Origin of the sequence: Micromonospora sp. HK10, assembly GCF_000982955.1 — a bacterium.
In the GTDB taxonomy this organism is placed as follows: Bacteria; Actinomycetota; Actinomycetes; order Mycobacteriales; family Micromonosporaceae; genus Micromonospora.
Genome location: NZ_KQ058670.1, coordinates 1 through 12,116 on the forward strand (window position 1 = coordinate 1; position 12,116 = coordinate 12,116).

Annotated in this window: 12 protein-coding genes; 6 read left to right on the forward strand and 6 right to left on the reverse strand. The window is 74.8% G+C overall.

Going from position 1 to position 12,116, the window contains the following annotated elements; all coding sequences use genetic code 11:
* The first annotated feature begins 74 nt into the window (after positions 1-74).
* On the forward strand, positions 75-971 hold the full coding sequence (locus tag LQ51_RS02605; RefSeq protein ID WP_046563009.1) for a carbohydrate kinase family protein: 897 nt from the start codon (positions 75-77) through the stop codon (positions 969-971).
* A 36-nt stretch (positions 972-1,007) separates the two neighbouring features.
* Here LQ51_RS02605 and LQ51_RS02610 read toward each other — a convergent pair whose 3' ends face one another.
* The gene (locus tag LQ51_RS02610; protein ID WP_046563010.1) at positions 1,008-1,364 is read right to left on the reverse strand and encodes a DUF3099 domain-containing protein; all 357 of its coding nucleotides are present in this window, start codon (positions 1,362-1,364) and stop codon (positions 1,008-1,010) included.
* A 106-nt stretch (positions 1,365-1,470) separates the two neighbouring features.
* Here LQ51_RS02610 and LQ51_RS02615 point away from each other — a divergent pair, with 106 nt between their 5' ends.
* Together LQ51_RS02615 and LQ51_RS02620 are read left to right on the forward strand one after the other, a co-directional pair.
* A complete protein-coding gene (locus tag LQ51_RS02615) occupies positions 1,471-1,782 on the forward strand; it encodes a hypothetical protein (protein WP_046563039.1) in 312 nt (103 codons plus the stop codon).
* The gene (locus LQ51_RS02620; protein WP_046563011.1) at positions 1,772-2,083 is read left to right on the forward strand and encodes a hypothetical protein; all 312 of its coding nucleotides are present in this window, start codon (positions 1,772-1,774) and stop codon (positions 2,081-2,083) included. Before LQ51_RS02615 ends, LQ51_RS02620 begins: the two co-directional genes overlap by 11 nt.
* A 3-nt stretch (positions 2,084-2,086) precedes the next feature.
* Here LQ51_RS02620 and LQ51_RS02625 read toward each other — a convergent pair whose 3' ends face one another.
* The 3 genes from LQ51_RS02625 to LQ51_RS02635 all read right to left on the reverse strand — a co-directional run bounded on the left by LQ51_RS02625 (position 2,087) and on the right by LQ51_RS02635 (position 5,329).
* Complete coding sequence (locus tag LQ51_RS02625) at positions 2,087-3,322, reverse strand: low temperature requirement protein A (RefSeq protein WP_046563012.1); 1,236 nt, start codon at positions 3,320-3,322, stop codon at positions 2,087-2,089.
* 94 nt (positions 3,323-3,416) lie between these two features.
* Positions 3,417-3,992, reverse strand: a complete 576-nt coding sequence (locus LQ51_RS02630; protein WP_046563013.1) for an HhH-GPD-type base excision DNA repair protein — start codon at positions 3,990-3,992, stop codon at positions 3,417-3,419.
* 116 nt (positions 3,993-4,108) lie between these two features.
* On the reverse strand, positions 4,109-5,329 hold the full coding sequence (locus tag LQ51_RS02635; protein WP_046563014.1) for a S8 family peptidase: 1,221 nt from the start codon (positions 5,327-5,329) through the stop codon (positions 4,109-4,111).
* 180 nt (positions 5,330-5,509) lie between these two features.
* On the opposite strand from LQ51_RS02635, the gene LQ51_RS02640 reads away from it, so the two are divergent.
* Positions 5,510-6,994 carry a DUF7782 domain-containing protein gene (locus LQ51_RS02640; RefSeq protein WP_046563015.1) on the forward strand — a complete coding sequence of 495 codons (1,485 nt, stop codon included), beginning with the start codon at positions 5,510-5,512 and terminating at the stop codon, positions 6,992-6,994.
* Positions 6,994-7,416 carry a D-aminoacyl-tRNA deacylase gene (dtd, locus tag LQ51_RS02645; RefSeq protein WP_046563016.1) on the forward strand — a complete coding sequence of 141 codons (423 nt, stop codon included), beginning with the start codon at positions 6,994-6,996 and terminating at the stop codon, positions 7,414-7,416. Before LQ51_RS02640 ends, dtd begins: the two co-directional genes overlap by 1 nt.
* A 79-nt stretch (positions 7,417-7,495) precedes the next feature.
* Here the strand turns inward: dtd and LQ51_RS02650 are convergent, their stop codons facing one another.
* Positions 7,496-8,284, reverse strand: coding sequence for a sporulation protein (locus LQ51_RS02650; RefSeq protein WP_046563017.1), 789 nt, complete (start codon positions 8,282-8,284; stop codon positions 7,496-7,498).
* Positions 8,285-8,511: 227 nt separating this feature from the next.
* On the opposite strand from LQ51_RS02650, the gene sigB reads away from it, so the two are divergent.
* The gene (sigB, locus tag LQ51_RS02655) at positions 8,512-9,528 is read left to right on the forward strand and encodes an RNA polymerase sigma factor SigB (protein WP_046563018.1); all 1,017 of its coding nucleotides are present in this window, start codon (positions 8,512-8,514) and stop codon (positions 9,526-9,528) included.
* Positions 9,529-9,558: 30 nt separating this feature from the next.
* Here the strand turns inward: sigB and LQ51_RS02660 are convergent, their stop codons facing one another.
* On the reverse strand, positions 9,559-12,114 hold the full coding sequence (locus LQ51_RS02660) for a bifunctional acetate--CoA ligase family protein/GNAT family N-acetyltransferase (protein WP_046563019.1): 2,556 nt from the start codon (positions 12,112-12,114) through the stop codon (positions 9,559-9,561).
* Positions 12,115-12,116: the final 2 nt, after the last annotated feature.

Genomic DNA, 12,116 nt, shown 5'->3' on the forward strand with positions numbered 1-12,116 from the left:
CGCAGCCAGGTGGCGGGGGCGGTCCGGCGGTACCGCGGCGGGCCGCCGCCCGCGCGGCGCAGCAAGGTGGCGGCGTGAGTAGCCCGCGGATCGTCGTGGTCGGCGACGTGATCACGGACGTGGTGGCGGTGCTCGCCGGCCCGCTGGCGACCGGCTCGGACACCGCGGCCACGATCCGGTTCAGCGGTGGTGGTCAGGCCGCGAACACGGCGGCCTGGCTCGCCGCGCAGGGAGCGCCGGTCACCCTGGTCGCCGCGGTCGGCGCCGACGAGACCGGCCGCGAGCGGGTCGCCGAGCTGGACCGGGTCGGCGTGGTGTGCGCGGTGCAGCGGCAGGAGGGCTACCCGACCGGCACGGTGGTCGTGCTCGTGCACGACGGGGAACGGACCATGGTCAGCCAGCGCGGGGCGAACCTGCGGCTGGGCGCCGACCACGTCGAGGCGGCCCTGGCCGGGGCGCCCGACGCCGGGCACCTGCACCTGTCCGCGTACACCCTGCTGGACGCCGGGTCGCGCGGCGCGGGCCTGCGCGCGCTGGCCGTCGCCCGCGAGCGCGGGCTGACCACCAGCGTCGACGCGGCCTCCGCGGCGCCGCTGCGGCGGGCCGGCGCGGCGGCGTTCCTGGCCTGGGTACGCGATGTCGACCTGCTGCTGGTCAACGCCGACGAGGCGACGGTGCTGGCCGGCGGGCTGGACCCGGCGGCGCAGGGCCGGGCGCTCGCGGCGGTGGCCCGGCGGGTGGTGGTGAAGCGGGGCGCCGCCGGCGCGGTCTGGGTGGACCGGACCGGGCTGGTCGAGGCGGCTCCGGCGCGCGGGGTGCCGGTGGTGGACGTCACCGGCGCCGGCGACGCCTTCGCCGCCGGCCTGATCACCGCGTGGCTGGCCGGGGCGGAGCCGCGCGCGGCGCTGTCCCGGGCCGGGGATCTCGGCGCGCTGGCCGTCTCGTCGGTGGGGGCGCGGCCGGCGCCCTGACCTGACGCGGTCCGGGCCGGTCCCGGCCCGGACCGGTCAGGGCTCGGCGTCGATGACCTTGTGCGGCCGCTCCTCGGCGGTGAGCGCCATGGGCGGGGTGTCGTCGCGGTGCCGCGGGTGCAGCCGGTTGGCGAGGCGGTGCTGCTCCTTCGGCGGCCGGTCGTTGGCCAGCAGCACCGCCAGCCACGGAATGAGCACCATCCCGATGCCGCAGAGCGGGAGCCAGAGCCAGAGCAGGGGCGCCTGCACGCCGACCAGGATGGCACCGGCCACCAGGCAGGCGACCCGGATGCCCATCATCAGCACGTAGCGTTTCTGGCGGCTGGTGAGCTGGTCGTCCTGGCTGCGCGCGGCGTCGGTGATCAGGATCGGCTGGTACTCCGGATGCTTCACCGGACCTCCTCGAGGGGATTACGCCTCATCCTGTCACCCTCGACGGCTGATCGGCCAAAATCGTGACAAGGGCGGTGCGTGTTACGTGCGTGGTACGCTCGCCCTCGTGGGCAACCGGTTCAGCTTCACCGACGAGGCGTTGGCCAACCTGCGGGTCTACGACGTCACGCCCGGGGAAGTCTGGGAGGCCCTGCACAGCACCCGGCGGGTCATCCGGCACCTCGGCGACGACGTCATGGTGGTCTACGCGACCGACCACCGCGGGCGGCGCCTCGCCGTGCTGCTGGCCGAGGCCGACGGCACCGACAACGACTGGGACATCCTCTCCGCCCGCGAACTGAGCGACGCCGAGGCCAAGCGCTACGACGAGGCGGTGCGGAGAACACGCCGACGAGGAGGCGGTCACGATGCACCGTAACGACGCGACCAAGCGGTTCCACGACGGCGGCGACGCCCTCGCCGACCTCATCGACGAGACTCCCGCGGCGGAGCTGCCCGCCCCCGACACGGACGTGCCGATGGTCAGCCGCTCGGTGCGGCTGCCGCTGGAGACGTACGAACGGGTCCGGGCGGCCGCCGACGCGCGCGGCATCGGCGTGACCACGCTGATGCGCCAGTGGATCGAGGCCGGCCTGGCCGACCTGGACGACTCCGCCACGGTCTCGCTGGCCGACGTGCGCCGCGCCCTGGCCGCGCTCTCCCGGCCGACCGCCGCCTGAGCCTCAGGTCTCCGGGCCGCTGCTCGCCGGCCCGTGCCGCCCGATCGGCGAGGCCGACATCTCCGGCGGGCGCCCCCGGCTGCGCAGCGCGTCCACCAGCGCCACCCCGGCCAGCACGGCGGCCACCAGGGACAGCGACAGCACGCCGGGGCCGTGCGCCAGCAGCGGGACGAGCCCGATCAGCACGCCCGCGCCGAGCACCCGGGCCAGCGACACCCGGCCGAAGATCTCGTACTCGAAGCGGGACCGGGCGGCCAGGAACAGCAGCGGCCCACCCACCACGAAGAGCAGCAGGCCCGCGTCGGAACGGTGGAACGGCTCGGCGATCACCACCTCGTAACCGACCGCCGCGGTGAGCACGCCGAGCACCATGACCAGGTGGGTGATCGTGGCCGACGTGCCGAGCCGGCCCGGCACCCGGGCCAGCCGCAGCGCCTCGACCAGCAGGTGCCCGGCCCGATGGAAGTAGAGCCGCCAGAGCAGCGCGGTGGTGACGAAGGCGGCCACGAAGGGGACGACCGCGTCACCGGAGAAGCTCTCCCCGCTGTACGTCACCCCGATGACCAGGATCGACTCGCCGAGCGCGATGAGGAAGATCTGCTGGTACCGCTCGGCCAGGTGCTCGCCCGCGATCCGCCAGCTGGCCGTCGGTGAGGAGCCGAGCCGGGGCAGCGGCCAGCCGGTGAAGAGCCCGGCGTAGTCGACGGCCAGCGCGACGGCCCAGAGCGGCAGGCGCAGGTCGTCCGAGCCCAGCGCGCCACCCAGCCAGAGCGGCGCGGTCACCGCCGCCCAGGTGGCCAGCCGCAGCGGGACCAGCCGCCGCGGGTGGCCGCGCAGCGCGGCCGCGATGAGCAGGGGCCGGCCCAGCATCACCGCCAGGTACGCGAGGGCGAACGGCAGCGCGCGCTCCTCCAGCGCCCGCGGCAACGTCACCCCCATCACCAGGCTGGCGAACATCGTGCCCACCACGACGGCCTGGATGACGGTGCGTTCCGGCTCGTACCGGCTGGTCACCCAGACGGTGATCGTCCAGATCAGCCAGAGCACCAGGAAGAGCAGCAGGGTCCGGCCGACGCCGGCGACCAGCGCCCAGCCGGTGACCGGCAGTTCGGTGAAGAGCCGCTGGGAGACCCGGGTCAGCGCGAAGACGAAGACCAGGTCGAAGAAGAGCTCCAGGAAGGTGGCCCGGCCGGACGTCGCCCGGGTACGCAGCAGGGCCATGCCGCGCCGCTCCGCCATCCGCGCTCCCCCGTACGCCGTCCCCGCCTCCAACGAGACGGCCGCCCGGTCGGTTGCGACCCGCGGGCGGCCGGTCGGCGCGGCCGGCGGCGGGTCAGCCCTTCCCGGCCTTCGCGGCCGCCTTCATCTGCTGCTTGTACTCGCGGACCCGGCGCAGCGAGTCGGGACCGGTCACGTCCGCCACCGACCGGAAGGAGTCCGCGTCGCCGTAGCCGCCGGCCGCCTCCCGCCAGCCCGCCGGGGTGACGCCGAACCGCTTGCCGAGCAGCGCGACGAAGATCTGTGCCTTCTGCCGGCCGAAGCCGGGCAGCTCGCCGACCCGGCGCAGCAGGTCCCGGCCGTCGGCGGCCTCCGACCAGAGCCGGGCCGGGTCGCCGTCGTACCGGTCGACCAGCGTCCGGCACACCTCCTGCACCCGGGCCGCCATGGCCTTGGGGAAGCGGTGCAGCGCCGGCGGCTCGGCGAAGAGGGCCACCAGGGCCTCCGGGTCGTACCCGGCCAGTTCCTGGGCGTCCGGCTCGTGGCCCAGCCGCTGGGCCAGGACGTACGGCGAGGAGAACGCCTTCTCCATCGGCACCTGCTGGTCCAGCACCATGCCGAGGAGCAGCGCCAGCGGGCTGCGTGCCAGCAGTTCGTTCGCCTGCGGGTCGATGGGCAGGGAGAGCGTCATGTGCCCATCCTGCCGCCCGCCCCGCGGCCACGGGCGCCGACTCCCCGACGACGCGCCGCGGCCCGGTGTCCTCCCGCGAGAGGTCCACCGGGCCGCGGCCCATTAGGGTCAGGTCGTCAGTTGACGACGAAGAGCAGCCGGTTCGGCGAGCCGGAGCCGGGGCTGGTCACCTTGCCGGTGGTCGCGTTGGTGGTCAGGTAGCTGGCCACCTGCGCCGGGGTGTAGGACGGGTTCGCGCCGAGGACGAGCGCCGCCGCGCCGACCACGTGCGGGGTGGCCATCGAGGTGCCGCTGATCGTGTTGGTCGCGGTGTCGCTGGTACGCCAGGCCGACGTGATCGACGAGCCGGGCGCGAAGATGTCCACGCAGGAGCCGTAGTTCGAGTAGGAGGCCCGGGCGTCGGTGCTGGTGGTGGCGCCGACGGTGATGGCCGAGGCGACCCGAGCCGGCGACGAGTTGCAGGCGTTGGCGCTGGAGTTGCCGGCGGCGATGCCGTAGGTGACGCCGGAGCTGATCGAGTTGGCCACCGCGTTGTCCAGCGTGCTGCTGGCCCCGCCGCCGAGGCTCATGTTGGCCACCGCCGGCTTGACCGCGTTGGCGGTGACCCAGTTGACGCCGCTGACCACGCCGGAGGTGCTGCCGCTGCCGGAGCAGTTGAGCACCTTCACCGCGATCAGTCGCACGCCCTTGGCCACCCCGTACGTGCTGCCGCCGACGGTGCCGGCGACGTGGGTGCCGTGGCCGTTGCAGTCGGTGTTGTTGGTGTCCACGGTGTTGGTGCCCCAGGTGGCCCGGCCGCCGAACTGGCTGTGGGTGGTCCGGATGCCGGTGTCGATGATGTACGCCCGCACGTTGCTGGCCGTGTTCGGGTACGTGTAGGTGCTGTTCAGCGGCAGGTTGCGCTGGTCGATCCGGTCCAGGCCCCAGGTGGCGCCGGTCTGGGTGCCCTGGGTGGTCACCACCCGGTCCTGCTCGACGTACGCGACGGCCGGGTCGGCGGCGAGCCGGCGGGCCTGCCCCGGGGCCATCGTGGCGCGGTAGCCGGTCAGCGCGGCGCTCCACACGGTGCCGACGCTGCCGCCGTAGCGCTTGGCGAGGCCGGCGGCCCGGTCCGGGACGGCGGTCCGGGCGGCGAGGCTGTTCGCGGTGCCGACCGCGTCGGTCTTCAGCATCACCAGGTAGCTGCCGCTGATGGCGTCGGGGGCGCCGGCGTAGCGGATCTCCCCGGTCGGTGCGGCGAGGGCGGGGGTGGCGGCGGCGGCCGTGAGGGCCGCGGCGGCGGCCGTGACGGCGAACGCGCGCAGCACGCGACGCCGGGGAACGGACACGTGGGGCATCGTCTGGCTCCCTACCGGGCGCGCCGGGCTCGTGGCCCGGGGCGCCCATCGACGGATGTTGAGGCGATGATAGTCAGACATCGAAGCTCGTGAAAGAGATGGTTGCCTATGTAAACCGGTCCCGGCCCGGATCTCCCGGGTGCCGACCGCCGGGGCACCGGCGGGAGGCAGGATGACGAGGTGGACCGTGATGACATGCTGCTCTCCCCGGCCGGCGTCGAGGCGCTGCGGACCGCGCTGGCCCGGGCGCGCTACACCGCCAACGGCATCGCCGACCGGCTCGGCCCGCAGGCCACCGGCGGCGTGGCCCGCAACGACTTCCGCGCCGCGCTGCGCGCCACCGAGGACCGCGACGCCCTCGCGACGCTGATCCGGGTCTTCATCTGCGACCAGACCGAACCGGCGGCGGCGGTGGCCGCCGCGCTCGCCCCGTTGACCGTGGACGAGGCGCTGGCCGGGGGCATCGTCGAGCGGTACGGCGACGGGCTGCGCGCCGGCGTGGACCTGGAGCCGTACGGCGACGACTGGTGGGTGCTCGCCGACCTGCCGGCCAGCGCCCGCCCGGGCCGGCCGCTGCACGCCGAACACGTGCTCGGCATCGGCGGGGCCACCCAGACGCTGATCGGCGCGACCGTCCGCCGGCCGGTGCGCACCGCCCTCGACCTCGGCACCGGCTCCGGCGTGCAGGCCCTGCACCTGTCCAGCCACGCCGACCGGGTGACCGCCACCGACGTCTCCGAACGGGCGCTGCGCTTCGCCGCCACCACCGCCGCGCTCAACGGGCAGGACTGGGAACTGCTGCGCGGGGACATGGTCGCCCCGGTGGCCGGCCGCCGGTTCGACCTGGTGGTCAGCAACCCGCCCTTCGTGGTCGGGCCCGGCACCACCACCCACGTCTACCGGGACTCCGGCCGGGTCGGCGACGCGATCGGCGCCGAACTCGCCGCCGCCGCGCCGCACCTGCTCACCGAGGGCGGGACCATGCAGTACCTGGCCAACTGGGTGCACGTCACCGGCGAGGACTGGGCCGAGCGGGTCACCGGCTGGTTCGCCGGCACCGGCCTGGACGCCTGGGTGATCCAGCGGGAAGTGGCCGACCCGATGGCGTACGTCAACCTCTGGCTCACCGACGTCGGCGAGTCCGCCGACCCGCAGCGAATGGCCGCCTGGCTGGACTGGTTCGACGCGCACAAGGTCGAGGCCATCGGCTTCGGCATCGTCTCGCTGCGCCGCTCCGGCCACGACCAGCCGGTGCTCCGCGTCGAGGATCTGCGCCAGCGGGTGCAGCCACCGCTGGGCGACCGGATCTCCGAGTGGTACGACCGGCAGGACTGGCTGCGCGACCAGGGCACCGACGGGCTGCTGACCGCCCGCTACCGCGCCGCCGACGGGCTCCAACTGCGGCAGGAGGCCACCATGGGCGATGACGGCTGGGCGGTGGACCGGCAGGTCCTGGCCATGCCGCACGGCCTGCGCTGGTCCGAGGAGATCGACCCGCTGGTGCTCGCCCTGGTCGGCGGGGCGGACGGCCGGCTGCCGCTGCGCGACCAGCTCGCGCTGCTCGCCGCCGCGCACGACGTCACCCCCGACGAGCTGGCCGAGGCGGCCGGGCCGATCGTGGCGCACCTGGTCGAGCGGGGCATCGTCGAGCCGGTGGCGGACTGATGCGGGCGGTGGTGCAGACCGTCAGCCGGGCCGCCGTGACCGTCGACGGCGAGGTGGTCGGCGAGGTCACCGACGGGCTGCTGGTGCTGCTCGGCGTGACCCACTCCGACACCCCGCAGCTCGCGTCCACCATGGCCCGCAAGATCCACGAGCTGCGCATCCTGGGCGACGAGCGCAGCGCCGCCGACACCGGCGCCCCCATCCTGGTGGTCAGCCAGTTCACCCTCTACGGCGACGCCCGCAAGGGCCGCCGGCCGAGCTGGACCGCCGCCGCCCCGGCCGAGGTGGCCGAGCCGCTGGTCAACGCGCTGGTCGAGGCGCTGCGTGGCCGGGGCGCCCCGGTCGAGACGGGCCGCTTCCGGGCGCACATGCTGGTGGAGAGCGTGAACGTCGGGCCGCGTACCGTGTTGCTCGAACTCTGACCACGCCTCGGAAACACCGGCCACGCGGCGACCGCCGGCCGCCCGGTCGGCCACGACCCGGACGGCCGGCGGGCCACGGTCAGAAGAACAGGCCGCGGCGCTGCACGGACTGACGGAGCCAGGCGTCGAGCTGGGCCGCCCAGTCGGTGCGATCGGCCGTGGCGTGGTCGACCGTGAACCGGCCGAAGGCGTCGCGGCCCTCGGTGAACAGGCCGCCCCGCTTGTCCAGCTCCAGCACCACCTGCACCTGCTGCGGGTTCGTCACGAAGGTCACCTCGAGCTGGTTCATCGCCCGCGCGTACTGCGGCGCCGGGTAGAACTCGATCTCCTGGTAGAACGGCAGGCTCTGGTGCACGCCGTAGAGGTGGCCGCGCTCGACGTCGGCGCGGGCGAACCGGAAGCCCAGCCGCAGCAGCGCCTCCAGCAGCCGCTCCTGCGCCGGCAGCGGATGCACCGCCACCGGGTCCAGGTCGCCCTTGTCGACCGCCCGGGCCACCTCCAGCTCGGTCCGCAGCCCCATCGTCATGCCGTGCAGGTGCTGGCCGTACAGGTCGGTCAGCGGGGTCTCCCAGGGCACGTCGAAGCGGAACGGAACCTCGTGGCGCTGCCCCGGCTCCAGCCGGAACGCCCCGGTCACCTGCCGGCGGCCGAACTCCTGCGTGGTGTCGTACTCGGAGTCGCCGCTCTCCACCTCGACCCGGGTCACCAGCCCGAGTGCGAGGTAGCTCACGTCGACCGGGTGGTCCCCGCCGAGCACCTGGATCCGGCCCTCGAGCTGGCCACCGGGCCGGCAGTTCGGGTTGGCCAGCACCGTCTCCACCGACGGACCGCCCACACCCATCGCCTGCATGAGCCGCTTGAAGACCACCGCGTCCTCCGATCACTGTCTGTGCCGGTCCAGGACGGCCGGCCGCTGGCACGGTAACCGGAGCGGGCAACCGGCTGCCGGCGTTCCGCCGCGATTGCTGTCGGGTCCCCGATCGCCTCACTCCCGTTTCACGCCCCGACCGCCAAGCTGTTCCTCACCGGCCCGACCGCGCCGGTGCGCGACACGGTCTCCGGTACGCGGCACCCAGGACACGGGGAGAGACAGAGATGGCCCTGCAGATGATCGAGCACCAGACCCGCCCGGCTGCCACCATCGACGCCGAGCTCGGCTCCGACACCCTGACCGATCTGGACGCCACCGACGAGCGCGGCGTCTCCACCGATCTGGTCCGGGCGTACCTGAACGGCATCGGGCGCACCAAGCTGCTGACCGCCGCCCAGGAGGTCGAGCTCAGCAAGCGGATCGAGGCCGGCCTGTTCGCCGAGGAGAAGCTCTCCGCCTGCCGCCCGCTCTCCGCCGACCTGCGCGCCGACCTGGAGCTGATCGCCGCCGAGGGCCGCGCCGCCAAGGACCACCTGCTGGAGGCGAACCTGCGGCTGGTGGTCAGCATCGCCAAGCGCTACACCGGCCGTGGCATGGCCTTCCTCGACCTGATCCAGGAGGGCAACCTCGGCCTCATCCGCGCGGTCGAGAAGTTCGACTACACCAAGGGCTACAAGTTCTCCACCTACGCCACCTGGTGGATCCGCCAGGCCATCACCCGCGCCATGGCCGACCAGGCCCGCACCATCCGCATCCCGGTGCACATGGTCGAGCAGGTCAACCGGATGGTCCGGGTACGCCGGGAGTTGTCGGTCACGCTGGGCCGGGAGCCCACGGTGGCCGAGGTGGCCCGGGCGCTGGAGATCCCCGAGTACCAGGTGATCGAGCTGATCTCGTACGACCGGGAACCGGTGAGCCTGGACCAGGCCGTCGGTGAGGACGGCGAGAGCGCGCTCGGTGACTTCGTCGCGGCGGTGGACCCGCGCCAGGAGCCGGGCGACGCCGCCGCCGACGGCGAGCTGCGCAACGAGGTGCGGATCGTGCTCGCCACCCTGTCGCAGCGGGAGCAGGCGGTGATCCGGCTGCGGTTCGGCCTGGACGACGGCCGGCAGCGCACCCTCGACGAGGTGGGCCGCGAGTTCGGCCTGTCCCGGGAGCGGATCCGGCAGATCGAGAAGGTCACCCTGCTGAAGCTGCGCTCCCCGGAGCGGGCCAACCGCCTGGAGGCGTACGCCTGCTGAGCACGCCCGGCCCGGACACCGGCCCCCGCCTCACAACCGGCGGGGGCCGGTGTCTGGGCGGGGCGCCTCCGCGCCGGTGCGGACGGTGGCGTGCAGCACCGCGAAGCCGTCCGGCCGGGCCAGCACCGGGTTGAGGGTGAGCGAACGCACCCGGGGTTGCTCGTCGGCGAGCCGACCGACCCGCAGCAGCAGCTCCACCAGCGCGGACCGGTCCACCGGCGCGGCGCCCCGGTGACCGCGCAGCAGCGGCGCCGCCCTCGGCTCGTCGACCAGCTCGGCGGCGTCCCGGTCGGTCAGCGGCACCGCCCGCCAGGCCCGGTCGCCGAGCAGCTCGGTCGCCACGCCACCGAGGCCGAAGCCGACCACCGGCCCGAACGCCGGGTCCTCCACCAGCTCCACCACGCACGCCACGCCCGGCGGGACCATCGGCTGGACCAGGACGTCCGCGCCGAAGAGCGGGGCCATCTCGGCGTACGCGCGGCGCAGCGCGACCGGGTCGGCCAGGTCGAGCCGTACCGCGCCGAGGTCGAGCCGGTGCCGCAACCCGGGGGCGGCGGCCTTGAGCGCCACCGGCCAGCCGAGCCGCTCGGCCGCGGCGAGCGCCTCGTCGGCCGAACCCGCCGGCACCGACTCCACCACGTCGATCCCGTACGCCCGCAGCAGCGCGGCCGGGTCGGCGCCGTCGGCCCGCAGCGCGGCCTGCCCGGCCGCCCGGTCCACCCGGTCCAGCTCGGGCAGCACGCCGGGCGGCCGACGGAGCCAGTCGGCGTACCGGCTGACCCGGGCGAGGGCCCGGACGGCCTCCTCCACGCTCGGGTACGCCGGCACCCCGGCCGGCACCCGACCGGCGAGGAAGGTCGCCACCACCGGCTTGCCGACCGCCGCCGCGTCGGGCAGCGCGGCGGTGAAGTCCGCCTCCGGATCGGTGAGCTGGCCGGGCAGCGGCGGCGCGAAGAGCGCCACCACCGCGTCCACCCGCTCGTCGGCGGCGGCCGCGGCGAGCGCGGCCGCGTACGCGGCGGCGCCGGCCCGCGGACCGACGTCGTGCGGGTAGCCGTCGGCGACGGTGAGGCCCTGGGCGGCGCAGGCGGTCGCCGCCAGCCCGGTCAGCGCCGACGAGTTGCCGACCACCGCCACCCGCCGGCCGGCCGGCAGCGGCTGGTGGGCCAGGAGCACGCCGACGTCGAGCAGCTCGGCGACGGTGTCCACCCGGATCACCCCGGACTGGGCGAAGAGCGCGCTGACCGCCACCGCGTCCAGCGCCGGGGCGTCACCGACTCCCGGCGGGCGGGCCAGCGAGGCGAGGGCCACCACCGGCTTGTCCCGGCCGATCCGCCGGGCCAACCGGGCGAACTTGCGCGGATTGCCGAACGTCTCCAGGTAGAGCGTGATGACGTCGGTGCCCGGGTCGTCCTGCCAGTACTGGAGCAGGTCGTTGCCGGAGACGTCGGCGCGGTTGCCGGCCGAGACGAAGCTGGACACGCCCAGCCCGCGCCGGGACGCCTCGGCGAGCAGGGCCACCCCGAACGCGCCGGACTGGCTGAACACCCCGACCCGGCCCGGGGCGGGCAGCACCGGGGCGAGGGTGGCGTTGAGGCGTACCGTCTCGTCGGTGTTGGCCACGCCGAGGCAGTTCGGGCCGACCACCCGCATCCCGGCCAGGTGCGCGGCCCGGACCAGGGCCCGCTGGTGGGCCGCGCCCGCCGGGCCGGCCTCGGCGAAGCCGGCCGAGATCACCACCAGGCCGTGCGCGCCGGCCCGCGCGGCGTCGGCGACCACCTCCATGGCCGCCTCCGGGGCGACGGCCACCACCGCCAGGTCGACGTCGATCCCGGCGTCGGCCGCCGACGGGTACGCGGGCAACCCCGCCACGGTGGCCGCGGTCGGGTGCACCGGGACGATCCCGCCGGTGAACCCGCCGTCGCGCAGGTGCCCCAGCAGGGCCGCGCCGACGCCCTGACCGGTGGTGCTGGCCCCGTAGACGGCGATGCCGCGCGGGGCGAGCAGCCGGGCGATCGAGCGGGCCTCGGTGCGGTGCTCCCGGCCGCGCTGCACCTCCAGGGTCGCCTCGGTGGGCGCGATCGGGAAGGTCAGGTGCACCACACCGTCGGCGAACTGGCGCTGGACCTGGTAACCGAAGTCGGAGAAGACCCGCAGCATCGCCCCGTTGGCCGGGAGCACCTCGGCGACGAAGTGCACGATGCCGTACCGGCGGGCCGCGTCGGCCAGGTGCTCGAGCAGCACCGAGCCGATCCCCCGCCCCTGGTAGGCGTCCTCCACCACGAAGGCCACCTCGGCCTCCGGTGAGGCCGGACCGAGCCGCTCGTAGCGGCCCACCGCCACGATCAGGTCGCCGGCCAGCACCACGAACGCCTCCCGGTCCCGGTGGTCGACGTTGACGAAGCGGTGCAGGTCCCGCTCGGGGATGCGCGGGTACGGCGAGAAGTAGCGCAGGTAGCGGGTGCGCTCGGAAAACCGCGAGTGCATCGCCACGATGGCCGCCGCATCGTCCGGGTGGATCGGTCGCAGCTGGACGGTCGTGCCGTCGCTGAGCAGCACGTCCACCGGTTGCTCGACAGTGGTCACCG